This is a genomic window from Kribbella sp. CA-247076 (assembly GCF_050942445.1).
In the GTDB taxonomy this organism is placed as follows: domain Bacteria; phylum Actinomycetota; class Actinomycetes; order Propionibacteriales; family Kribbellaceae; genus Kribbella.
On the sequence record NZ_CP192051.1, the window covers coordinates 6533531 to 6557205 of the forward strand.

Annotated in this window: 20 protein-coding genes; 9 read left to right on the forward strand and 11 right to left on the reverse strand. The window is 69.4% G+C overall.

Features of this window, described 5'->3' with window-relative positions; all coding sequences use genetic code 11:
• Positions 1 to 42: 42 nt before the first annotated feature.
• The 6 genes from ACQPYZ_RS31000 to ACQPYZ_RS31025 all read right to left on the reverse strand — a co-directional run bounded on the left by ACQPYZ_RS31000 (position 43) and on the right by ACQPYZ_RS31025 (position 9462).
• Positions 43 to 930: a MurR/RpiR family transcriptional regulator gene (locus ACQPYZ_RS31000; RefSeq protein ID WP_433162331.1), complete on the reverse strand. Its 888-nt coding sequence runs from the start codon at positions 928 to 930 to the stop codon at positions 43 to 45.
• Positions 931 to 965: 35 nt separating this feature from the next.
• Positions 966 to 2690, reverse strand: a complete 1725-nt coding sequence (locus ACQPYZ_RS31005; RefSeq protein WP_433162332.1) for a serine hydrolase — start codon at positions 2688 to 2690, stop codon at positions 966 to 968.
• Positions 2687 to 3967 carry an exo-beta-N-acetylmuramidase NamZ family protein gene (locus ACQPYZ_RS31010; protein WP_433162334.1) on the reverse strand — a complete coding sequence of 427 codons (1281 nt, stop codon included), beginning with the start codon at positions 3965 to 3967 and terminating at the stop codon, positions 2687 to 2689. The genes ACQPYZ_RS31005 and ACQPYZ_RS31010 overlap by 4 nt, the downstream gene beginning before the upstream one ends.
• 23 nt (positions 3968 to 3990) lie before the next feature.
• Complete coding sequence (locus ACQPYZ_RS31015; RefSeq protein ID WP_433162335.1) at positions 3991 to 6534, reverse strand: glycoside hydrolase family 3 N-terminal domain-containing protein; 2544 nt, start codon at positions 6532 to 6534, stop codon at positions 3991 to 3993.
• Positions 6535 to 6536: 2 nt separating this feature from the next.
• Positions 6537 to 8333 (reverse strand): glycoside hydrolase family 3 protein, encoded by a 1797-nt coding sequence (locus ACQPYZ_RS31020; RefSeq protein ID WP_433162336.1) that lies wholly within the window; start codon positions 8331 to 8333, stop codon positions 6537 to 6539.
• A gap of 115 nt (positions 8334 to 8448) precedes the next feature.
• Positions 8449 to 9462 (reverse strand): LacI family DNA-binding transcriptional regulator, encoded by a 1014-nt coding sequence (locus ACQPYZ_RS31025; protein ID WP_433162338.1) that lies wholly within the window; start codon positions 9460 to 9462, stop codon positions 8449 to 8451.
• A gap of 218 nt (positions 9463 to 9680) precedes the next feature.
• Here ACQPYZ_RS31025 and ACQPYZ_RS31030 point away from each other — a divergent pair, with 218 nt between their 5' ends.
• The 5 genes from ACQPYZ_RS31030 to ACQPYZ_RS31050 are packed head-to-tail and all read left to right on the forward strand — an operon-like array spanning position 9681 to position 14577.
• Positions 9681 to 10913, forward strand: coding sequence for a sugar ABC transporter substrate-binding protein (locus ACQPYZ_RS31030; RefSeq protein ID WP_433162339.1), 1233 nt, complete (start codon positions 9681 to 9683; stop codon positions 10911 to 10913).
• A gap of 5 nt (positions 10914 to 10918) precedes the next feature.
• The gene (locus ACQPYZ_RS31035; RefSeq protein WP_433162341.1) at positions 10919 to 11875 is read left to right on the forward strand and encodes a carbohydrate ABC transporter permease; all 957 of its coding nucleotides are present in this window, start codon (positions 10919 to 10921) and stop codon (positions 11873 to 11875) included.
• A 10-nt stretch (positions 11876 to 11885) separates the two neighbouring features.
• Positions 11886 to 12686: a carbohydrate ABC transporter permease gene (locus tag ACQPYZ_RS31040; protein WP_433162342.1), complete on the forward strand. Its 801-nt coding sequence runs from the start codon at positions 11886 to 11888 to the stop codon at positions 12684 to 12686.
• A gap of 24 nt (positions 12687 to 12710) precedes the next feature.
• Positions 12711 to 13481: a ThuA domain-containing protein gene (locus ACQPYZ_RS31045; protein ID WP_433162343.1), complete on the forward strand. Its 771-nt coding sequence runs from the start codon at positions 12711 to 12713 to the stop codon at positions 13479 to 13481.
• The gene (locus ACQPYZ_RS31050) at positions 13474 to 14577 is read left to right on the forward strand and encodes a Gfo/Idh/MocA family protein (RefSeq protein WP_433162344.1); all 1104 of its coding nucleotides are present in this window, start codon (positions 13474 to 13476) and stop codon (positions 14575 to 14577) included. Before ACQPYZ_RS31045 ends, ACQPYZ_RS31050 begins: the two co-directional genes overlap by 8 nt.
• 98 nt (positions 14578 to 14675) lie before the next feature.
• Here ACQPYZ_RS31050 and ilvY read toward each other — a convergent pair whose 3' ends face one another.
• Positions 14676 to 15494, reverse strand: a complete 819-nt coding sequence (gene ilvY, locus ACQPYZ_RS31055) for an HTH-type transcriptional activator IlvY (protein WP_433162345.1) — start codon at positions 15492 to 15494, stop codon at positions 14676 to 14678.
• A 75-nt stretch (positions 15495 to 15569) separates the two neighbouring features.
• Here ilvY and ACQPYZ_RS31060 point away from each other — a divergent pair, with 75 nt between their 5' ends.
• Both ACQPYZ_RS31060 and ACQPYZ_RS31065 read left to right on the forward strand, forming a co-directional pair.
• Positions 15570 to 17033: a ketol-acid reductoisomerase gene (locus tag ACQPYZ_RS31060; protein WP_433162348.1), complete on the forward strand. Its 1464-nt coding sequence runs from the start codon at positions 15570 to 15572 to the stop codon at positions 17031 to 17033.
• A 40-nt stretch (positions 17034 to 17073) separates the two neighbouring features.
• Complete coding sequence (locus ACQPYZ_RS31065; protein WP_433162350.1) at positions 17074 to 18003, forward strand: acyltransferase domain-containing protein; 930 nt, start codon at positions 17074 to 17076, stop codon at positions 18001 to 18003.
• A 3-nt stretch (positions 18004 to 18006) separates the two neighbouring features.
• On the opposite strand, the gene glmM is transcribed toward ACQPYZ_RS31065, so the two are convergent.
• Genes glmM through rplM form a run of 3 tightly spaced genes read right to left on the reverse strand, consistent with a single transcriptional unit; the run spans position 18007 to position 20361 of the window.
• On the reverse strand, positions 18007 to 19353 hold the full coding sequence (gene glmM / locus ACQPYZ_RS31070) for a phosphoglucosamine mutase (RefSeq protein ID WP_433162351.1): 1347 nt from the start codon (positions 19351 to 19353) through the stop codon (positions 18007 to 18009).
• 7 nt (positions 19354 to 19360) lie between these two features.
• The gene (rpsI, locus tag ACQPYZ_RS31075; protein ID WP_433162353.1) at positions 19361 to 19882 is read right to left on the reverse strand and encodes a 30S ribosomal protein S9; all 522 of its coding nucleotides are present in this window, start codon (positions 19880 to 19882) and stop codon (positions 19361 to 19363) included.
• A gap of 35 nt (positions 19883 to 19917) precedes the next feature.
• On the reverse strand, positions 19918 to 20361 hold the full coding sequence (gene rplM, locus ACQPYZ_RS31080; RefSeq protein ID WP_132318789.1) for a 50S ribosomal protein L13: 444 nt from the start codon (positions 20359 to 20361) through the stop codon (positions 19918 to 19920).
• 275 nt (positions 20362 to 20636) lie between these two features.
• Here rplM and ACQPYZ_RS31085 point away from each other — a divergent pair, with 275 nt between their 5' ends.
• Both ACQPYZ_RS31085 and ACQPYZ_RS31090 read left to right on the forward strand, forming a co-directional pair.
• Positions 20637 to 21923 carry a citrate synthase gene (locus ACQPYZ_RS31085; RefSeq protein WP_433162355.1) on the forward strand — a complete coding sequence of 429 codons (1287 nt, stop codon included), beginning with the start codon at positions 20637 to 20639 and terminating at the stop codon, positions 21921 to 21923.
• 121 nt (positions 21924 to 22044) lie between these two features.
• Positions 22045 to 22857 (forward strand): SDR family NAD(P)-dependent oxidoreductase, encoded by an 813-nt coding sequence (locus ACQPYZ_RS31090; protein WP_433162358.1) that lies wholly within the window; start codon positions 22045 to 22047, stop codon positions 22855 to 22857.
• Here ACQPYZ_RS31090 and ACQPYZ_RS31095 read toward each other — a convergent pair.
• Entirely contained in the window at positions 22854 to 23660 is an 807-nt protein-coding gene (locus ACQPYZ_RS31095; protein ID WP_433162360.1) for an alpha/beta fold hydrolase, read from the reverse strand. The two genes, ACQPYZ_RS31090 and ACQPYZ_RS31095, sit on opposite strands and share 4 nt — an antisense overlap.
• Positions 23661 to 23675: the final 15 nt, after the last annotated feature.

Consider the following 23675-nt stretch of genomic DNA (forward strand, 5'->3'; position numbering starts at 1 on the left):
AAGGATTTTCAATTCCGTTGATCGTTGACAGACCGTACCGGCCTACTCCGACCCCTTCAGCCGGTGCCCGCGGACCGAGCTCGCGGTCTCCTCGAGCGCCTTCCGGGCGTCCGGAAGCACCTTCTGTGCGACCCCGATGAACAGGCAGTCGATCACCGTCAGTTGCGCGATCCGGCTCGACATCGCCCCGGAGCGGTACGTCGTCTCACGCGCGGCCGTGGTCAGCACGAGATCCGCCGTCCGGGCCAGCGGGGACCGCGGGAAGTTGGTCACGGCCACCGTGGTGGCGCCGTGCTTGGCCGCCTCCTCGAGCGCCTCGACGACCTCCACCGTCGTCCCCGTGTGGGAGATCCCGATCGCGACGTCGCCGTCGCCGAGCAGCGCCGCGCTCGGCAGCGCCACGTGGACGTCGGACCAGGCGAACGCGACCCGGCGGATCCGGTGCAGCTTCTGCTGCAGGTCGAGCGCCACGAAGGCGCTCGCCCCGAAGCCGTACAGGTCCACCCGCGGCGCGTTCACGACCGCGTCGACCACCTTCGCCAGGCTGTCGACGTCGACCTGCTGGGCGGTCTCGCGGACCGCCCGCTCGTCGGCGAACGCGACCTTGCCGACCACGTCCGCCAGCGAGTCACCGGGCTCGATGTCACCGCCGACCTCGGGCCGGACGCTCTCCTGCGCCGACTGGGCCGCCAACTGGAGGCGGAGCTGCGGGTAGCCGGGGACGCCGATCTGCTTGCAGAACCGGATGACCGTGGTCTCCGAGGTGGACGCCACCTCGGCCAGTTCGGAGATCGTCATCGCCGCCACTCCGCCCGGGTCCGCGAGGACCGCGTTCGCCACCCGCTGCTCGGCCGGGGCCAGCGCGGGCATCACCGCGCGGACCCGGACCAGCAGCGGCCCCGTGGGTTCTGGAGAGGAAACTGAGTTCATGACAGCACGGTACGGCGACTTACCACCGAGTGGTGTCACCGACGCGAAAGTCTCCAACCCGTTGCGGTAAATGATTCAGGCGTTCGTTCTCCGTCGAGAAGAACACCACTCCTGCTCGTGATCTTCACACCGTCGACGTACACGCCGCGGCCCTGGTAGAGCGCGTCGGAGGTGTAACGCCAGCGGAGCGTCTGGTCACCGGGCGCGAGATCGGCGAACACCTGGTGCCAGTGCCGGTCGCCGGAGCCGCTGATCGTCCCGTCGGTGTCGATCACGGATCCCCGGTCCAGCACGGTGAACGGCACCTGGGACCAGGTCGTCCCGTCGGTCGAGGACTCCAGGTACAGCAGGTCCGTCTCCTCGGTGTCCACGAACAGGTCGAACGACAGCTTCGCCCCGGTGGCCGGTACGGCGACCGGCACCGCGAGGGTCGTGGTCGCGCCGTCGGTCGTCCCGGAGAACCAGGAGTCCTTGCCGTGCCGTGGTCCGACGCCGAGCGCGAGGGCGAGACCCTGCGCGACCGCCCGCCGCGCCGGGTTGTTGCTGCCCCAGTTGCGGCTCGGGTGGACCCGGTTGGTCAGCAGGATCGCGAACGAGCGGGAGTCGAAGTCGATCACCAGCGACGTGCCGGTGTACCCGGTGTGGCCGGCCGTGCGCGGACCGGACAGGCCGCCCATGTACCAGCGCTGGTTCAGCTCGAAGCCGAGCCCGTGGTCGTTGCCCGGGAACGCGCCGTTGAAGTTGGTGATCATCGCGGTCACCGAGGATTCCTTGAGGATCCGGGCGCCGCGGTAGCTGCCGCCGTTGAGCAGCGTCTGGGCCAGGATCGCCAGGTCGTCCGCGGTGCTGAACACGCCGGCATGGCCGGCCACGCCGTCCAGCGACCAGGCGTTCTCGTCGTGCACCGAACCCCAGACCATCCCGCGCGGCGGCGTCGCCTGGAACTCGGTGGCGGCGATCCGCTGCTTCTTCCGCGGGTCCGGGTTGTAGCCGGTGTCACGCATCCGCAGCGGCTTGGTGATGCCGTCGGCAACCAGCTTGTCGAGCGTCTTGCCGGTCACCCGGTGCGCCAGCTCGCCGAGGGCGATCAGGTTCAGGTCGCTGTAGAGGTACTTCGTCCCCGGCGGGTTCTGCAGCTTGGCGGTCAGTGCCAACTGCAGACGCTCGGCCGGGTCCTTTCCGGTGCTCCACAGCGGCAGCCAGGACGGGAAGCCGCTCGTGTGCGTGAGCGCCTGCCGGACGGTGACGGCCTCCTTGCCGTTCGCCGCGAACTCGGGCACGTACTGCGCGATCGGCGAGTCCAGGCCGACCTTGCCCTTCTCGATCAGCTGCATCACCACGACCGAGGTGAACAACTTGGACACCGACGCCATGTCGAAGATGGTGTCGGTGCGCATCGGGATCTGCTGGTCGGCGGGCAGCTCGGTGCCGTCGCCGTCGGCGTACTTCAGCGCCATCCCGGTCGCCGTCCGGGTGACGATCTTCCCGTCGTGGCCGAGCAGCGTGACCGCGCCGGCGTACAGGGGTTTCGTCGTACCGGCCGGGCGGGTCCAGCCGTCGACCTGGGCCAGGGCGGCGGTGATCGGGGCAGGGTCGAGACCGGCCTTCGCCGGGGTGGATTCGCGCAAGAGAGTCGTCTTCGGTGCGTAGCCGTCGTACGGTCGGTCGAACCGGCCGGACCTGTTGCCGTTGGCAACCGCCGGGGTGGACATGGCGAGCATGAGGGTGGAGACTACCGCGATTCCGAGGACACGTCTCACCGGTGCGCTCCCTTGTACAGCAGGTACTTCGCCCGGCGCCGGGTCCAGGCGTCGGTCTCGGACTTCCAGGCCGCGACGATCTGCTCCGCGGTGGCGTTCGCGGTCAGCATCGTCCGGAACCGGTCGGACCCGGTGAGCAGGTCGATCCATCGGCCGGGCGGGTTCTCGGCGCGCCAGGCGAACTCCGGGTAGAGCCGCCGGGCCTCGACGATCATGTGCGTCGCGGCGGTGATCGCCTCCACCTTGTGCGGGTCGGTGATCTGCACCTGGACGCCGCCGCACAGCACGTTCACGTTCTTGCTGATGAACGGCGTGAAGTACGCCTCCCGGAAGTCGACCCCCGGGATGTTCTTCGCCTGCAGCGCCTCGGCCCACTTGTAGTCGATGTACGGCGCGCCGATCAGCTCGAACGGCCGCGTCGTACCGCGTCCCTCGGAGAAGTTGGTCGCCTCGAACAGGCACGTGCCCGGGTAGACCAGCGCGGTGTCCGGGGTCGGCATGTTCGGGCTCGGCATCACCCAGGGCAGGCCGGTCTCCTCGTACAGCTGCTCGCGCCGCCAGTTCTTCAGCTGGATGACCTGGAGCTCCTTCAGCCGCTTGCCCTCGGCGTCCAGCGGCAGGTACTCCGCGTTGAACAGCCGGGCCAGCTCACCCACGGTCATACCGTGCTGCTGGATGATCTCCTCCTTGCCCACGCCCGAGGTGTACCCGGGCTTGAGCATCGGGCCGCGCGCGTACCCGCCGATCGGGTTCGGCCGGTCGAGTACAACGAACTTCGCGCCGGTCCGGGTGGCCGCGATCATCGCCTCGTACATCGTCCAGATGTAGGTGTAGAACCGGGCGCCGACGTCCTGGATGTCGAAGACGACCGTCTCCACCCCGGACTTGGTGTAGAGCTCGACGAGCTTGGCCGCGTTCGCGCCGTACGCGTCGTAGACCATGATCCCGGTGCGCGGGTCGATGTGGTCACCCTCGGAACCGCCGGCCTGGGCGCTGCCGCGGAAGCCGTGCTCGGGTCCGAACACCGCGACCACGTTGACCTTGCGGGACGCGTGCATGACGTCGACGATGTGCCGCAGGTCGGGCAGGATCCCGGTCGGGTTGCTGATCACGCCGACCTTCTGGCCGGCCAGCGCCCGCCAGTCGTCGGCGGCCAGCACCTCGGCTCCGGTCATCGTCCGGCGGTGGCTGGGCCTGCCGGCGTGGGCCGCCTGGACGTCGATCATGGGGGCGGCGGCCAGGGCACCGGCGCCCGCGAGCAAACTGCGGCGCTTCATCAGAATCTCCTTCGGCAGGGGCGTTACGGGCGGAAGTACAGGTCGGCCACCACGGGGCGATGGTCACTGGCCGCTTGCTCGGGAGGAACAGAGGCATGCCGGACGCGGAAGCCCGCGCCGACGGTGACGAAGTCGATCCGCTTGACCGGGCCGACCGCCGGATAGGTGTTCGGGCCGCCGGCCGTGGTGGCGGCCGCCGTCCAGGTGTCGGTGAGCCGGGTCCACAACTTGGCCAGCTCTGGGGCGTTCGCCTCGGCGTTGAAGTCGCCGGTGAGGATCTGCAGGTCCTTCCGGCGGTCCCGCGCGAGGATCTTCATGGTGTCGGCGACCTGGGCCTGCCGGACCGACGGATCGGCCCGGTAGTCCAGGTGCGTGGAGTACACGTGCACCCGGCGGCTGCGGACGTCGATCTCGGCCTCCAGGAAGCCTGGCGCCGGCGCGGGCACCGGGTTCGGGTCCTGCGTGGACAGCCGGGTGATCGGGTGGTTCTCGGTCCGCACCAGCGGGAAGCGCGACAGTACGCCGACGCCGTACTGCCGGCGTGGTTGCCCGGCCTCGACCGGGTCCAAGTCGTAGATCGGCGCGAACCCGGCGTACATGCCGAGCTTCGCGGCCAGCTCGGCGAGCGTGTTGCGCCACTCACTGCGCGCGGACCAGTGGACGTCGACCTCCTGCAGCCCGATGACGTCGGCATCCAGCGCCTTCAACGCCTGCGCGGTCCGCTCCAGGTCGAACACGTTGTCCGACCCCGCACCGGCATGGATGTTGTACGCGGCAACGGTCAGCCGGGTGTCGCGGGCGTCGAAGGTGAGCCCGTGGCCGTACGGGTACAGCGTCTGGGCCGGGTCCGGCTGTGCCGGGATCGCGACCGGCAGCTTCCCGGCCGGCGCGAGCTCGCCGTACAGGACCTTGGCCAGCGCCTCCATCGACACGGCCGCGTAGCCGTAGGTGGTCAGCGTGGTCTGCGCCGACGGGAAGTACGCGACGTCGTACGGGTCCCGGACGGCGACCACGATGACGGGCCGGCCGGTGGCGAGCAAGGTGTTGACGAGCTTCTGCTGCTTGGCCTGCTTGTCGGTGACGGTGGTGTCCCACGCCTTCATCGTCAGGACCACGGTGAGGTCGGCGTCGGCGGACGCCGCGACCGCGTCGTCGATCTTCGCGTCGGTCGGCGTCGCGCCGGTGTCCTTCACGATCGTCGTCGCGCCCCGGCCCTGCAGCGCGGTCGCGAGGACGGCCGGGGTGTACCCGGCGACCAGGATCTTCCGCGGCGCCGGGGACAGCGGGACCAGGCCGGCGTCGTTCTTCAGCAGGGTCGTACTGCGGTCGGCGATCCGCTGCGCGGCCGCGTAGTTGGCCGGTGTACCGACCACCTTCGCGACCCGGCTCAGGTCGACGTACGGGCGGTCGACGACGCCGGTGCTCACCTTGAGCTTGAGGATCCGCTCGACGCTCTGGTCGATCCGCTCCTCGCTGATCCGGCCACCGCGGACGGCGTCGAGGACCGAGTTGTACGCCACTTCGGGCTTGGCCGGCATCAGCAGTTGGTCGACCCCGGCCTCGATCGCCCGCAGCGGGATCTCGGCGTCGCCGTACTTCTCCCGGACGCCCGCCATGCCGAGCGAGTCGGTGATCACGACGCCGTCGAAGCGCAGCCGCTCGCGCAGGATGCCGGTCATGATCGGCCGGCTCAATGTGGCCGGGTCGCCGGACGGATCCAGCGACGGGACCACGATGTGCGCGGTCATGATCGACTCGATGCCGGCCCGGATCGCCGCGCGGAACGGCGGCGCGTCGATCGTGTTCCACTCCTCGAGGGTGTGGTCGATCGTCGGCAGCGAGGTGTGGCTGTCGTCCCGGGTGTCACCGTGCCCCGGGAAGTGCTTCGCGGTCGACACGATCCGGCCGTCGCGCTGGTAGCCCTTGACCTGCTCGGCGGTCAGGTCGGCGACCAGCCCGGGGTCGGAGGAGAACGAGCGGACGCCGATCACCGGGTTCAGCGGGTTGACGTTGACGTCGGCCACCGGCGCGAAGTCGGTGGTCACGCCGACCGCGCGGAGCTCCCGGCCACCGATCCCGGCCGCGAGCCGGGCGTACTGCGACGAGCGCGTCGCCCCGAGCGCCATCGCGCCCGGGAACTGCGTGGCGGGCGGTCCGACCCGGAACACCACGCCGTACTCCTGGTCGGTGCTGATCTGCAGCGGGATCCCGGTGCTGCCGACGGCCGCGCTCTGCAGGCCGTTGGACAGGCGGGCGATCTGCTGCGGGTCCTTGGTCGAATCGGTCCAGGCGAAGTAGATGACGCCGCCGAGGTTGAACTTGCGGACCACCTCGGCCGGTGTCGCCACGCCGTACAGCGTGGTGTTGCGCGGGTCGGCCGTGTCCGCGGTCGCGCCGTACGCGTAGCAGACGAAGAGCTGGCCGACCTTCTGCTCCAGCGTCATCCGCCGGAGCGTGTCGCGGACCCAGCGGTCGGAGCCCGCGTGAGCGGTCGTCGTACCCGCGATCGTCGTACCGGCGACTGCTGCCGCCGCGAGGCCGAGGGTCTGTCGTCGGGTGAAGTCCATGGTCACCAGGTCATTCCGTGGCCGAAGGGATAGAGGGCGGTGTCCGGCTGGCCGGCGACGGGGATGTCGACGGGCAGCTTTCCGGTCGGCTTGATCTCACCGTAGAGCGTCTTGGCCAGTGACTCCATCGAGACCGCGGCGTAACCGTACGTGGCCAGGTACGTCGGGGCGGCGTCGAAGTACGCGATGTCGTACGGATCCCGCACGGCCACCACGATCACGGTCCGGCCGGTCGCGAGCAGGTCCTTCACCAGCTTCTGCTGCTTCGCGAGCTTGTCGGTGACTTTCGTGTCCCACGCCTTCTGCGTCAGGACGACGGTCACGTCGTTCTGCTGGGCCTTGGCGACCGCGTCGGCGATGGCCGCGTCGGACGGTGCCGCGCCGGTCTGCGCGACCGTGGTGGTGGCCCCGCGCTTGGTCAGGGCGGCGGCCAGCGACTGCGTCGTACTGACTCCCCAGCCGGTGACCAGGATCTTCCGCGGGTCGGCGGTCAGCGGCAGCGTGTTCGCGTCGTTCTTGACCAGCGTGACGCTCTTGTCGACGATCCGCTGCGCGGTCGCCAGGCTGGCCGGCGTTCCGACCTTGGTGGCCACCTTCGCCGGGTCGACGTACGGGTTGAACAGGACGCCGTTCTTCAGCTTCATCAGCAGGATCCGCAACAGGCTCTCGTTGATCCGCTGCTCGCTGATCCGGCCCGAGCGGACGGCGTCCAGGACGGCGTTGAACTGGACGTCGGGCGCCGGCGGCAGCAGCAACTGGTCCGCACCGGCCTCGATCGCCCGGACGGCCACCTCGGCGTCGCCGTACTGCTGGCGGACCGCGGCCATCTCCAGCCCGTCGGTGACGATCACGCCCTTGAAGCCGAGCTGCTTGCGCAGCACGCCGGTCAGGATCGGCTTGCTCAGCGTCGCCGGGTCCCCGGACGGGTCCAGCGACGGGACCACGATGTGCGCGGTCATGATCGAGTCGATCCCGGCCTTGATCGCGGCCTTGAACGGCGGCGCGTCGATCGCGTTCCACTGCTCGAGGGTGTGGTTGATCGTCGGCAGCGCGGTGTGGCTGTCGTCGACGGTGTCCCCGTGGCCGGGGAAGTGCTTCGCGGTGGCCGTGATGCCGGCGTCGCGCTGGAAACCCTGGACCTGCGCGGCGGTCAGGTCGGCGACCAGCTTCGGGTCGCTGGAGAACGACCGGACGCCGATCACCGGGTTGAGCGCGTTCACGTTCACGTCGGCGACCGGCGCGTAGTCCTGCCGGATGCCCATCGCCTTCAGCTCGCGGCCGGTGATGCCCGCCGCGGTCCGGGCGTCCGCGGTGTTCCGGGTCGCGCCGTGGGCCATGTTGCCGCCGAACTGCGTGGCGGGCGGTCCGATCCGGACCACCACCCCCTGCTCCTGGTCGGTCGCGATCGTCAGCGGGACCCGCAGGCCGGTGCTCGTCGCGGCGGACTGGAGCTGGTTCGAGAGCGTGGCCACCTGGGTCGGGTTCTCCACGTTGCCGCGGCCGTTGAAGTAGATCCAGCCGCCCGGGTGGTACTTCGCGACCACCTCGGCCGGCGTGGCGACGCCGTACAGGGTGGTGTTGCGCGGGTCGGGCTTGTGCGCGTCCGGGCCATAGGCGAACAGCACGAACATCTGCCCGACCTTCTCCTCCAGCGACATCGTCTGGATCGTCCGGCCGAGGGCGGCGGCCGAGGTGGGCGGTTCGGGCGGCGGAGTGCCGGCCGCGGAACCGACCCCCACTCCGGAAACGGCGGTGGCGAGGGCAAGGCCGGCGAGACTCCATCGGCGCAAGGCGGACATGACAGACCCCCTACAAGTTATTGAATTACAGGCGCGCCCCCGCGACGCGAAAGTTACCCACACGGCCACAGCGGGTCAAGGGGAAACTACTAACTGACGTTGCGTAGTCGGCGCCTCAGGCGCGGGGCGCGGCCGTCGTGCCGCCCGGTTGCAGCTTGGCCGGGACCATCTGCGGCGGCAGCGGGTCGGCGCCCTCCAACTGCCGGATGAGCGCCTCGGTGCCCAGCTGGCCGAGCTCGGGGCCCGGGGTTCGCATGATCGTGAGCTCGGGATCGGTGAGCACCGCGGTCTCGGGCACCATCAGCAGCGGCAGGACGGAGAAGTCGTCCGGCACCGCGCGGCCCATCCGGTTCAGGGCGGAGACGACGCCGAGCGCGGCGTACTCGTTCAGGACCAGGATCGCGGTCGTCCCGGGATGCTCGCGGACCAGCCGTTCGGTCACGTCCTGACCGGCGCGGGTCGTGTCCGAGCACGGCAGTACGACGGTCTCCAGTCCGTACTCCGCGGTGACGCGACGGTACGCGTCCTCGGTGCGGACCCAGGGCCCGTAGGCGTGGAAGCGCGGGTCGTCGAGGTCGCCGGAGACGAGCACCATCCGCCGGTGGCCGAGCTCGTACAGGTGCCCGACCGCCTCCTCGACGGTCGCGTCGAAGTCGATGTCCACGTGCGCCAGACCCTCGAGGTCCGAGGTCCGGCCGATCATCGCGAACGGCGTACCGGTCTGCCGCAGGATGCCGACCCGGGGATCGTCGAGCTGGACCTCCATCAGGACGACACCGTCGACCAGCCCCTGGCCGAGCAACTCCCGCAGCTCGACGCCGTCGTTGCCGACCGGCCAGAGCACCAGGTGGTAGTCCTCCTTGCGGGCCGCCTCGGCCGCGCTGGTGAAGAACTCAGCGGTCGACATCCCGAACTTGTGCTCCAGCGCCGGGTACGCCATCGCGATGATGTGCGTCCGCCGGCTGGCCAGCGCCCGGGCGACCATGTTGCGGCGGTACCCGAGGTCGGCCATCGACTGCTCGACCCGCGCCCGGGTGGCGGCGGTGACCGGCTTGGTGCCGTTCAGCACGAAGGAGACGGTCGCGATCGACACGCCCGCGCGATCCGCGACGTCCCGCATGTTCACCATCGAAGTCGACCTCTCAAGAGATTCCTTCCCCACCCCACCGACCCGGTCTGAACTCTTGACACCGGTGTGACCCAAGGAACATAGTCCTTGGACACCTCAGTTAAGCGGTTTACCGACCAGCCCACAAGTGAACGGCACTCATCGGCGGCCCGCGGTTAAGCGTTTTGATCAACGCGTCCCCAGCGGTCCCCGGCCCATCCTCCGAAGGAGCGCAACTCATGATCAGCAAGCGGATCACCGCTGCGCTGGCGGGTGCGACGACCCTGTCGCTCGTGCTGGCCGCCTGTGGTGGCGACGGTGGCGATTCCGGGTCGTCCTCGTCCGGCGACACCGTCAAGAGCCTGACCGTCCTGGACTACTACAACAACGACCCCGACAAGTCACTCGTCCAGAAGGGCCTCGACTCCTGTGCGAGCCAACTGGGCGTCACCATCCAGCGGGAGACGGTGCCTGGTGACACCTTGATCCAGAAGGTCCTGCAGCAGGCCTCGTCGAAGACGCTGCCCGACGTGCTGATGCTGGACAACCCGGACGTGCAGCAGATCGCCGCGACCGGCGCGCTGGCGCCGCTGAACGACCTGGGCCTGAGTGGCGACGGCGTCATCCAGGGCATGGTCGACGCGACGTCGTACGACGGGAAGCTCTACGGACTGGCGCCGGTGACGAACACGATCGCGCTGTTCTACAACAAGGACATGCTGGCCGAGGCCGGTGTGCAGCCGCCGAAGACGTGGGACGAGCTGAAGGCCGCGGCCAAGAAGCTGACCAGGCCTGGCCGCTACGGGATGGCCTTCAACGCCAACGCGACGTACGAGGGCTCGTGGCAGTTCCTGCCGGCGATGTGGACCAACGGCGGCGACGAGACCGACCTGACCAGCCCGCAGGTGTCCGAGGCCCTGCAGTTGTGGGTGGATCTCGTGCAGTCCGGGTCGGCGTCGAAGAGCGTGATCAACTGGACCCAGGGTGACGTGAAGGACCAGTTCGTGGCGGGCAAGGCCGCGATGATGGTGAACGGTCCCTGGCAGATCCCGGCGCTGCAGAAGACCCCGAACGTGAAATGGGACGTGGTCACGTTCCCGCTGAACAAGCCGGACCAGACCCCGGTCGCGCCGCTCGGCGGCGAGGCCTGGACGGTCCCGCTGAACGAGGACCAGGCCAAGCAGCAGAAGGCCGCCGACTTCGTGAAGTGCCTGAACTCGGACGAGAACGAGCTGGCCTGGGCGAAGGCCCGGTTCACCATCCCGACCAAGACCGCGCTGCTCGACCAGTACGTCCAGGAAGTGCCGTCGATGAAGGCCTTCACCGAGCAGGTCCGGACCGCCCGGGCCCGGACCGGCAAGCTGGGCGACAAGTGGCCGGAGGCCGCCAAGGTGATCTACCAGGCGATCCAGCTGGCGCTCACCGGCAAGGCCCCGGCCCAGGACGCCTTCAAGCAGGCTTCCGGCGGCTGATCGCGATGGCCCAGGCAACCCTCACGCCGACGACGGAGGCGACCGGTCCGGAGCCTGCTCGCAGGTCCCGTGGCCGGCGCCACCGGGGTGAGGACCTGACCAAGGTCCTGTTCGTGCTGCCGGCCGCGCTGGCGATGGTGGCGCTGTTCGGCTACCCGGTGGTGAAGAACCTGCTGATGAGCCTGCAGGACTACGGCCTGCGGACCTTCTTCACCGGGGACGCGCCGTGGGTCGGGCTGAAGAACTACACCACGGTGGTGACCGACAACCTGTTCTCGCAGGCGATGGTGAACACGGCGCTGTTCACGATCGGGTCGATCGCCTTCCAGTTCGTCATCGGGCTCGGGCTGGCGCTGTTCTTCCACCGGCGCTTCCCGCTCAGCGGCGTACTGCGGTCGTTGCTCCTGCTGCCGTGGCTGCTGCCGCTGATCGTCTCCAGCGCGACCTGGCGGTCGATCCTCGAGCAGGACAGCGGCATCCTCAACCGCACGCTGACCGGCCTTGGCGTGATCGACGACCCGGTGCCGTGGCTGAACTCGCCGTCGGTCGCGCTGATCGCGGTGATCGGCGTGAACATCTGGATCGGCATCCCGTTCAACGTCACCCTGCTGTACTCCGGCCTGGCCGAGATCCCGGACGAGCTCTACGAGGCCGGCCAACTGGACGGCGCGACCGGGTGGCGGGCGTTCTGGTACATCACCTGGCCGAACCTGCGCGCGGTCGCGAGCGTGCTGCTGATGCTCGGGGTGGTCTACACGATCAAGGTGCTGGACATCATCCTCGGCCTCACCGGCGGCGGTCCGGCCAACGCCACCCAGACGCTGGCGACCCAGTCGTACGAGCGGTCGTTCATCGACTTCAAGTTCGGCGAGGGCGCGGCGCTGAGCAACATCCTGATCGTGATCTCGTTCGTGTTCGCGATCTTCTACCTGCGCAGCACCCGCCGCGCCGTCGACGAGTAGGGAGGACAGCATGCGACGTACGGGCTACACCGTGGTGGGCATCCTGATCCTGGCCGTGATGCTCTTCCCCGTCTACTGGATGCTGAACGCGTCACTGCAACCATCCGGCAACACCCTCACCGCCGGCTTCCTGCCCTTGGATCCGACCTTCGCCGGCTACCGGCGGGCGCTCAGCGAGCAGGGCGACAACCTGGTCACCAGCATGATCATCGCGGCCGGCACCGTGGTGCTCAGCCTGGCGATCGCCACCCCGTGCGCGTACGCGCTCTCGCAGTTCCGGTCCCGCTGGGTGTCGGTCGGGCTGCTGGCGATCCTGATCTCGCAGATGATCCCGGGCATCGTGATCGCCAACGCGCTCTACACGGCGTACGAACGGCTCGGGCTGCTGAACTCGATCCCGGGCCTGATCGTGGCCAACTGCAGCAGCGGCATCCCGTTCGCGATCCTGATCCTGCGCTCGTTCATGCTCTCGCTGCCGCCGTCGCTGGTGGAGGCCGCGCGGGTCGACGGGGCCGGGCTGTTCCGGGCGTTCGTCGCGATCGTGCTGCCGATCAGCAAGAACTCGCTGATCACCGCGGGCCTGTTCAGCTTCCTGTTCTCCTGGAGCGACTTCCTGTTCGCGCTCACGCTGACCACCAAGGGCGGCGTCCGGCCGGTGACGCTGGGGATCTACCAGTACCTCGGCACCCAGGTACAGAACTGGAACGCGGTGATGGCGACCGCGGTGCTCTCGGCGATCCCGGCCATCGTGCTGCTGGTCGCCGCGCAGAAGTACATCGCCGCCGGTGCCATCGGCGGAGCCGTCAAGTAACCCCTCTTCGAAGGACTGACACTGATGACGATTCGCGTACTCGTCTGGGGCGAGAACCGGCACGAGCAGGTCGAGCCGCACGTCCGGGAGATCTACCCCGACGGCATGCACGAGACCATCGCCGCCGGGATCCGCGAGAACCTCGAGGCCGAGGTCTCAACCACCACGCTCGACGAACCCGAGCACGGACTCACCGAGGAGGTGCTGGCGGAGACCGACGTCCTGGTGTGGTGGGGTCACGCCGCCCACGGCGAGGTCGAGGACAAGGTGGTCGAACGGGTCTACCAGCACGTGCTGTCCGGGATGGGCCTGGTCGTGCTGCACTCCGGCCACTGGTCGAAGATCTTCGGCAAGCTGATGGGGACGTCGTGCACGCTCCGCTGGCGCAGTGAGCGGGACCGGGAGTTGGTCTGGACGGTGAACCCGACCCACCCGATCGCCCAGGGCGTGCCGCACCCGATCATCATCGAGCAGCAGGAGATGTACGGCGAGTTCTTCGACATCCCGGTGCCGGACGACCTGGTCTTCGTCTCGTCGTTCAGCGGCGGCGAGGTGTTCCGGTCCGGCTGCACGTTCCGCCGCGGCCACGGGAAGATCTTCTACTTCTCGCCGGGTGACCAGGACTACCCGGTCTACCACCACCAGGACGTCCGCAAGGTGATCGCGAACGGGGTCGCCTGGGTCCGGTCGGACCGGCCCGAGCGCGCGGTGCCGACGTTGCTGCGGTACGAGACCGAGGACTTCTTCAACGGTCACGGCTACACCGGCCCGATCGAGGAGCCGGCGGATGCCTGACCCGCTGCGCATCGTCCAGGTCGGTGCCGGTGGCATGGGTCGCGCGTGGCTTCGTACGATTGCCGACAATCCTGATGTCGACCTGGCCGGCTTGGTCGATCTCGACGTACCGCTGGCCCGGACGGCTGCCGACGAGCACGGGTACGGCGACGTGCCGGTGGCGGCATCGCTCGAGGAGCTGGGGATCGCGGCCGACGCGGTCGTCGACGTGACCGTGCCGGTGGCGCACCCCACCGTGAGCGTGGACGCCTTGCTGCGTGGGCTTCCCGTGCTATGCGAGAAGCCGTTGGCCGAGTCGGTGCGTGAGTGCCTGCTGATGGTGGCGGCCGCCGAGGTGAGCGGGCAGCTGCTGATGGTGTCGCAGTCCCGGCGGTACTTCCGGGCCGTCGACGCCTTCGGCCGGCAACTCGCCGAGCTCGGCCCGATCGGGTCGCTGTCGTGCGAGTTCTTCAAGGCGCCGCACTTCGGCGGTTTCCGCGATCGGATGGCCGAGCCGTTGTTGGTCGACATGGCGATCCACCAGTTCGACCTGGCCCGGAAACTGATCGGGTCCGAGCCGGTGTCGGTGTACTGCGAGTCGTACAACCCGGACTGGAGCTGGTTCGACGGCAACGCGGCCGCGTCCGCGATCTTCCGGTTCGCCGACGGGACGCGGTTCGCCTTCACCGGCAGCTGGTGCGCCCCCGGTCTGGAGACGTCCTGGAACGGCCGCTGGCGCGCGAGCGCGTCCGGCGGTACGGCGACGTGGGACGGGGCGAACGCGCCGGTCGCCGAGCTCGCGTCCGGTGAGGCGTTGCCGGCGGTCATGACGGACGACCCGGAGGAGATCGCGGGCTCGCTGGTGGAGTTCGTCGACGCGGTCCGATCGTCGACAATCCCGCAATCCGAAGTGCACGCCAACGTCGTCAGCGTCGCCATGGTCGAGGCCGCCGTACGGTCCGCCTCGACCGGGTTGCCGGTGACGATCGCCGACGTACTCGAGACCGCCTATCAGGAGGCGCTCGAGACCGTCCAGGATCCCGCTCTGCAGGCGGCCCTCAAGGCCTGGCCCGACGTTCTCAAGGTGGTCGGTCTGGAGGCCCGAAGCTCCGGGTAATCCGGTACCCGGAAACCGGTACGCGCGGAGAAGCCCTGGGTTGCGGCTTCTCCGCGCGTACTCACGTCACGCCCGCGTGCTCACGTCAGGCCGGCTGCTCACGTCAGGCCCCAGAGTGCGGCGACCAGTGGGCGGCGGAGGTCCGCGCGGCGGGCGCACAGGCCGATCGTCAACGGCTCGAGCTCGGCGGGCAGCTCGGTCAGCCGGCCCGCCGCCGGCGAGGACTCCAGCACGAGGCGGGGCACGATCCCGATGCCGCACCCAAGGGCGACCAACGCGAGCAACGCCTCGTGCCCGTCCGGTTGGGCGGCGATGACCGGCTTGATGCCGGTCCGGCGGAACCACCGGAAGGCCGCTTCCCGCACGAGCCCTCGCGCCGGCACGACGTACGGGCCGGTCGACTCGCCCGCGGTGACGAGCACGAGGTCGGTCTCGGCCACCGCACGCGTCACCAGCGTCTGCGGCAGCCGCTTCGGGATCCCGGCCACGGCCGCGTCGACCTCGCCCTCGTCGAGTCTCGCCAGCGCCGCCGCCGCGTCGCCGGTCCGCACGTCCAACCGGATCTGCGGGTGGGCCGCACGCAGCGGCGCGAGCAGGTCGGGCAGCAACGCCTGGCACGCCGTCACGGTCGCGAAGATGCGCAGCTCGCCCGTCAGGTCGGCCGTTTCCTGGTCGCCCGCGTGATAGTCGGCCCACAGCGCCAGTGCCTGCTCGGCGTACGTCGTGAAGCGCCGGCCCTCCGGAGTGAGTGCGACTCCGCGCGGACCGCGGTCGAGCAGGCGGGCACCCGCGCGGACCTCGAGCCGCTGGATCGTCCGCGTCAAGGTGGCCGCGCTGACGTGACACTCGAGGCTGGTGCGGCCGTAGTTCAGCGTGCGCGCCAGATGCAGGAACAGTTCCAGCTCGCGATGCTCCATCTTCCACTCCCCGCAACGGTGCGATGCATATGTTGCGCTTGCCGCAATACTCGCAGACCGCCTTCACTGAAGGGCATGAGCACCTTCACCTCGTCGGTCTTCCGCACCGAGACCATGACCGTTCCGGGAGGAACGGAGACCATCCTCCGCGGCGGGCGGGACCTGTTCCCATTGATCTCCGAGGCGTTCCACGGCGTACGGCGGATCGGCGTGATCGGCTGGGGTCCGCAGGGGCGCGCCCAGGCGCAGAACCTGCGCGACTCGCTGGCCGGGACCGACGTGACCGTGACCGTCGGGCTGCGTCCGGGGTCCGCGTCGGTCGAGGACGCCCGAGCGCACGGGTTCACCGAGGCCGACGGCAGCTTGGGTGACTGGCTGGCCGTGGCGGCGGCGTCCGACCTGGTGATCCTGCTGATCGCCGACGCAGCGCTGGCCGCCGAGCACGACCGGATCTTCGCCGTGCTGAAGCCTGGCGCCACCATCGGCCTGTCGCACGGCTTCCTGCTCGGCCACCTACGGGCCGTCGGCAAGGACTTCCCCGCCGGCCATCCGGTGATCGCGGTCTGCCCCAAGGGCATGGGCGACTCGGTACGGCGCCTCTACCAGCAGGGCGCGACCGTGAACGGCGCCGGGATCAACGCGAGCATCGCCGTCCACGCGGATCCGGACGGTCACGCGACGGATCGTGCGCTGGCCTGGTCGGTGGGACTCGGGTCGCCGTACACGTTCCTGACCACGCTGGAGAACGAGTACAAGTCCGACATCGTCGGTGAGCGGGCCATCCTGCTCGGTGCGGTCCATGGGCTGGTCGAGGCGCTCTACCGGCACTTCCGGATCGAGGGGGTGGATCCGGTCACGGCGTACGAGCGTTCGACCGAGTCGATCACCGGGCCGATCGCGCGCACCATCTCCGCGGCCGGGCTGCCTGCGGTCCGGGCCGCGCTGACCGGCGCCGACCAGGACCTCTTCGACCGGGCCTACACCGCCGGCTACGGACCGGCCCGTGATCTGGTCGCGGAGATCTACGACGAGGTTGCCGACGGCACCGAACTCCGCAGTGTCATCCTCGCCGAACGCCGCCTCACCACCCGTCCGATGACCCCCATCGGCACCAGCCCGATGTGGTCCCACGCCGCCGAAGCCGACGCCCGCCGCAGTACCACGCCTACCGGGATCGACCCAGTCACGGCGGGGTTGTTCGTGGCGACCATGGTGGCGCAGGTGGACGAGTTCGTCGAGCGCGGGCACGCGTGGTCGGAGATCGTGAACGAGTCGATCATCGAGGCGGTCGACTCACTCCTCCCGTACATGCACGCCCGTGACGTCGCCTACATGGTCGACAACTGCTCCCGCACGGCCCGCCTGGGCACCCGCCGCTGGGGCCCCCGCTTCCAGGCCGCCTACGAGCAGCTCGCCCTCCCCGCCCTGGACGCCCCCGCCGACCCCACCCTGGTCAAGAACTTCCTCGAGAACCCCACCCACCAAGCCCTCACCGAAGCCGCCACCCTCCGCCCCTCGGTCGACATCTCCGTCTCCTGAGTCGTGCATCGGCCGCACGGCCCGTGGTGTGATCGCCGGCATGATGCTTCCTGACGACGACCAGGCCACGAAGCTGCTCGAGTTCTGCGGTGTCTCGGCACCGGACCGCGACGCGATGCTCGCCGCCCGTCCGGATCCGGTCCGGGATGCGGAGTGGTGGGCGGTGCTCGAGGAGCGGGCGAGCGAGCTCGATCGTGGGCTGGACCAACCGATCGAGGCGAACGGATTCAGCTCGTGGCCGGCGATGCCGGAGTCGGCGTCGCCGGTGGGGTTGTTCGTGGAGGCCTGGGCGCTCCTGTCCCGATTGCCCCAGCTGCTCGACGTACACGCACGGCGTGGTGTGCCGGAGTCGATCAGCAGGTCGACGGCGTCAGCGCTCGGCGGCGTGATGGCGACGCACCGCCATCTGAGCGGACGAGCCGGAGTCGGCCTGATGCCGCTCTGGAGCCCACCGCTGCGGTTCCGAGGCGCCGACATCGAGATGGGCCGGCACTGCTTCACCCGGTCCCGCATCGCGCTCGGCGACGGGCCGGCAGGGTTCGGCCTCATGGTCCACATCCCACCGATCGGGCCACTGGACCCGGTCGCGTCGGAGGAGTCGATCGCGGCGGCGGAGCGCCTCTTCGCCCAGTGGTATCCCGAGGAGCCGGTGGCGTTCTTCACCTGCAAGTCGTGGCTCCTCGACCCGCAACTCGCGGAGTACCTCGACCCGGGCTCGAACATCCTCCGCTTCCAGCGCCGGTTCATCGTGCTCCCCGAACCGCCGCCAGACGATCCGGGCGAAGCCGATCGCGAGCTGATGCGGTTGGGCCTGCACCTGAACACACCGGCCGGGGACCTGACCGAGCAGGACCTCGCCAGGGTTCCCCAGGACACCAGCCTGCAAAGGGCCTTCGTCGCCCACCTCAGGTCAGGCCGCCACTGGACCGTACGAACCGGCATCCGGTTGCCGGCCGAGCGCGGCGCCTGACCTTCAGAGCTTGAGTGAGGTGGCTACTACGTCGGCCAGGGAGTGGGCGATGTCGTGGGCCGTGTCGGAGGATTCGGCTTCGACCATGACGCGGACCAGGGGCTCCGTGCCGGAGGGGCGGAGGAGGACCCGGCCGGTGTCGCCGAGGCGGGTAGTGGCTTCGGCGACCGCCGACTGGACGGCGGGGTCGGTGCCGGCGCGGGACTTGTCGACGTTCTTCACGTTGACCAGGACCTGCGGCAGCCGGGTCATCGCGCCGGCCAGGTCGCTCAGCGTCTTGCCGGTCTGGGCGACCCGGGCGAGCAGCATGACCGCGGTCAGCGTGCCGTCGCCGGTGGTGGCGTGGTCGGACAGGATCACGTGCCCGGACTGCTCACCGCCGAGCTTGTGCCCGCCGGCCTTCATGGCCTCCAGCACGTACCGGTCGCCGACCTTGGTCTGCTCGACCGCGATCCGCTCCCGGACCATCGCCTGGACGAACCCGAGGTTGCTCATCACGGTCGCGACCACGGTGTCGTTGGACAACCGGCCGCTGTCCCGCATCGCCATCGCCAGCACCGCGAGGATCTGGTCGCCGTCGACGAGCTCGCCGTTCGCGTCCACCGCCAGGCAGCGGTCCGCGTCACCGTCGAGCGCGATGCCCACGTCGGCCCGGTGCCCGAGCACCTCGCGCTGCAGGCCCTCCATGTGCGTGGAGCCGCAGTCGAGGTTGATGTTCAGCCCGTCGGGGGCGGCGGCGTACGTGATCACCTCGGCGCCGAGCCGGCGCAGAGCCTCCGGCGCGGTGTGCGAGGCGGCGCCGTTCGCGCAGTCGACCACGACCTTCAGTCCGTCGAACCGGTTCGGCGCGGAGCGGACCAGATGCGAGACGTACGTCTCGAACCCCTGCCCGTCGTCGAACACGCGGCCGACGGCGGCACCGGTCGGCCGCTGCCACTCCTCGCCCATCCGGGCCTCGATCGCGTCCTCGATCGCGTCGTCCAGCTTGATCCCGCCGCGGGCCAGGAACTTGATGCCGTTGTCCGGCATCGGGTTGTGGCTGGCGGACAGCATCACGCCGAGGTCGGCGCCGGTCGAGCCGGTCAGGTAGGCCACGGCCGGGGTCGGCAGGACCCCGAGCCGGACCACGTCGACGCCTGCGCTGGCCAGACCGGCCACCACGGCGGCTTCCAGGAACTCACCACTGGCGCGTGGATCCCGCCCCACAACGGCGCGCGGCCGGTGCCCTTCGAAGGCACCGGCCTCGCCGAGTACGTGAGCTGCCGCGACCGAGAGGTCGAGCGCCAGCTCCGCGGTCAGGTCCACGTTCGCCAGGCCACGGACTCCGTCCGTGCCGAACAAACGGCCCATCAGATAATCAGCGCTTGCTGTACTGCGGCGCCTTGCGGGCCTTCTTGAGACCGGCCTTCTTCCGCTCCTTGATCCGCGCGTCGCGGGTGAGCAGACCGGCCTTCTTCAGACCCGGGCGGTTCGCCTCCTGGTCGGCCTCGTTCAGGCACCGGGCCACGCCCAGCTGCAGCGCACCGGCCTGGCCGGTGATCCCGCCACCGTTGATCCGGGCGATCACGTCGTACGAGCCCTCGAGGCCCGCGACGACGAACGGCTCGTTCACGTGCTGCTGGTGCACCTTGTTCGGGAAGTACACGTCGAGCGGCTTGCCGTTGACGGTCCACTGACCGGTGCCCGGCACGAGGCGGACGCGGGCGACGGCCTCCTTGCGGCGACCGGTGGCGCCGGCCGGGTTGATCACCGCGACCCGACCCGTCTCGGCACGCTGCTCCGGAGTCGGGTTCGTCTCGGAGGTGTAGGCGACCGGGCCCTCGCTGTCGATGGGGACCTCGGGGTCGAACTCTTCGGTCTCGGTGGTGATGTCGCTCACGCTGGGAATCCTCGTTTACCTGACTCGTCGATCGCTTACTGGGCGATCTGGGTGATCTCGAACGGCTTCGGCTGCTGGGCGGTGTGCGGGTGCTCCGGACCGGCGTACACCTTCAGCTTGGTGAGCAGCTTCCGGCTCAGGCGGTTCTTCGGCAGCATGCCCCAGACAGCCTTCTCGACGGCCTTGCGAGGGTCCTTCTCGAGGATCTCGCCGATCGGCGTGGCCGTCAGACCACCCGGGTGACCCGAGTGGCGGTACGCCAGCTTGTCCGTCCGCTTGGTGCCGGACAGGGCGACCTTGGAGGCGTTGACGACGACGACGAAGTCACCGCCGTCCACGTGCGGTGCGAACGTCGGCTTGTGCTTGCCGCGCAGCAGGGTGGCGATCTGGACGGCGAGCCGACCGAGCGTGACGTCGGTGGCGTCGATCACGTGCCACTCACGGGTGACGTCAGCAGGCTTCGGGCTGTACGTGCGCACGGTCGTTGACCTTCGTTTCTCAGAGGTTGACAAAACTGGTACGTCGGCGAGCGGTCCGCCGACGGGCTGGGACCTGGAACGCACAACAGCAGCCCAGAATACCGGCGGTGTCGGCCCCGGGTCAAAGCGAGCAGATCCCCGTCGGGGCCCCCGGCTTGGAAGGAGACTCCGACGGCACTAGTTTAGCGGTGAAGATTGCAGTCCGAACCGCGTCCCGCCGGCTGACGATAACCCTCACTCACCAGGCGATGGCGCCAGCTTCCGAAGAGGGCATTGTGACCGATCAGTCGCTCACCGTCCGGGACAACCGGACCGGCAAGGACTTCGACCTTGCCATCACCGATGGCACCATCCGTGCCTCCGATCTCAAGCAGATCAGTGCAACCGACGGCGACGGTGGCCTGGCCACCTACGACCCGGGGTTCGTGAACACCGCCTCCTGCCGTTCGTCGGTCACCTTCATCGACGGCGACAAGGGCATCCTGGAGTACCGCGGGTACCCGATCGAGCAGCTCGCCGAGCAGTCGAACTACCTCGAGGTGGCCTACCTGCTGGTCAACGGGAAGCTGCCGAACAAGGCGGAGTACGAGGCCTGGGCCCACGACGTGACGTATCACACGTTCGTGCACGAGAACCTGAAGACCTTCATGCAGGGCTTCCGGTACGACGCCCACCCGATGGGCATGCTGCTGGCTTCGGTCGGCGCGCTGTCCACCTTCTACCCGGAGTCGCGCAACATCTTCGACGAGGAGTCCCGGGCGCTGCAGATCCGGCGGCTGATCGCGAAGATGCCGACGCTGGGTGCGTTCGCGTTCCGGCACGCCCAGGGCAAGCCGTACGTCTACCCGGACAACGAGCTGAGCTACTCGGCGAACTTCCTGTCCATGCTGTTCAAGATGAGCGAGCCCAAGTACGCCGCCGACGACCGGCTCGTGCGGGCGCTGGAGATCCTGTTCATCCTGCACGCCGACCACGAGCAGAACGCGTCCACCAACGCGGTCCGGGCGATCGGCTCCACCCAGGTCGACCCGTACACGGCCGTTGCCGGCGGCATCGGCGCGCTCTACGGCCCGCTGCACGGCGGCGCCAACGAGGCCGTGCTGAAGATGCTGCGCCGGATCGGCGGCGTGGAGAACGTGCCGTCGTTCATCGAGGGCGTGAAGAACGGCAACGAGCGGCTGATGGGCTTCGGCCACCGGGTCTACAAGAACTACGACCCGCGCGCCAAGATCATCAAGAAGGCCGCCGACGACGTCTTCGAGGTGACGGGGATCAACCCGCTGCTGAAGATCGCGGTCGAGCTCGAGAAGATCGCCCTGGAGGACGAGTACTTCGTCTCCCGCAAGCTCTACCCGAACGTCGACTTCTACTCCGGCCTGATCTACGAGGCCCTGCAGTTCCCGCCGGAGATGTTCACCGTCCTGTTCGCCATCCCGCGGACGTCGGGCTGGCTGGCGCAGTGGCTCGAGATGCTGAACGACGGCGACCAGAAGATCGCCCGCCCCAAGCAGATCTACACCGGCGAACGCGGCACCCAGTACGTCCCCATGGGCGACCGCTGACCCAACCCCGAACGGCCCCTCCACCCGGAGGGGCCGTTTCTGTTTGGCGCAGGGGGCGGCGTTAAAGAACGGAAGCGGTTAGCTTCTGGGGATGGGTTTGCTTGCGGGGAAGGTTGCGCTGGTGACGGGGGCCAGTCGGGGGGTCGGGAAGGGGATCGCTCTCGGGCTCGGTGAGCAGGGGGCGACCGTCTTCGTGACCGGGCGGACGGAGGTCGGCGGTCCGCCGACGACGCCGCTGGACGGCACGGTTCAGGGAACGGCCGAGGAGGTCACGGCAGTCGGCGGTCGCGGCGTCGCGATCGCCTGTGATCATCGCGACGACGAGCAGACGAAGCGGGCCGTTGCCCGAGTAGCGGCCGAGACCGGCCGGCTCGACGTACTCGTGAACAACGTCTGGGGCGGCTACGAGTACTTCTGGGACGGTACGGAGTTCTGGCTCGAGCAGGGCTTCTGGACCGTCCCGATCGACCGCTGGGACGCGATGTTCCAGGCCGGCGTCCGCGCCCACTACGTCACCAGCGCGGCCGCCGCCCCGACGATGGTCGCCCAGGGATCAGGCCTGATCGTCAACGTCTCCTCGGACGCGGCCGGCAAGGACGACGCCGGGGTTCCGTACGGCGTCGCGAAGGCCGCCACCGACCGCATGGTCGCCTGCATGGCCCACGACCTCCGTCCCCACGGCGTCGCTGCCGTCTCCCTCTACCCAGGCCTCGTCCGCACCGAGTCAGTTCTCCGAGCCGCGGAGTACTTCGACCTCTCCGACTCCGAATCCCCACAGTTCGTAGGCCGCGCCGTCGCCGCCCTGGCCGCCGACCCCGACGTCATCCGCCACACCGGCCAGGTCGTCCGCTCAGCCGACCTCGGCCGGCAGTACGCCTTCACCGACCTCGACGGACGCCGCCCCGGCACCAACGACAAGCCCTTCCGGCTCTAACGTCGAGCGACGGCGACGGCGTCGACGACCAGGTCGGCCAGTACGTCGGAAGCCGTCCAGAACGCGCCGTGGTCGTGCCCGGGCAGCACCCGCAGCGTCGCCTGCGGAAGCAGGTCGACCAGCGCCTGCGCGCCCTCGTGGAAGAACGCCGGCGAGTTCTCCCCCACCACGACCTCGACCGGCCGCGCGACGTTCCACCGATCGGTGGGCAGCGGCTTCCCGTCCTGCGTGCCGGCCGCGATCTGAGCGTCGTACGGCAGTGTGTGGGCGTAGCGGCACATCGTCTCCCAGGACGGGTCGGCCTGCATCGGCCCGACGTACTCCGTCGGTACGCCGACCACCTGCGTGAAGAAGTACTCGACCGCCTCGCTGCGCCGGTCCTCCCGCAGCAGGCCCTCCACGTGCTCGCGGAAGTCGGTGGGCACCGGCCGGCCCGGGCCGACGATGAGCGGCGGCTCGTACAGGAAGAGGCCGGCGACGCGCTCGCCGAGCGCGGTGGCGGCGTCCAGCGCGAGCAGGCAACCGCCGGAGCCGCTGGCCAGCGTGACCGGCTCGCCCAACTCGTCGAGCAGGGCGGCGATGTCCTCGACCTCGCGGGCCGGCGTATAGGGCTGGGTGTCGCCGCTCTCACCCCGTCCGCGCCGGTCGTAGTTGACGACCGTGCACCGGCTCGCGAGCAGGCCGGCGATGGCGTCGAGGCCGTGGCGATCATCCAGCGCGGTCCCAACGAGTACGACGACCGGACCGCTGCCGGTGCGCTCGTAGGCGATCGTGGTCCCGTCGGCAGAAGTGACGGTGGGCATGGCTGTCTCCTTACC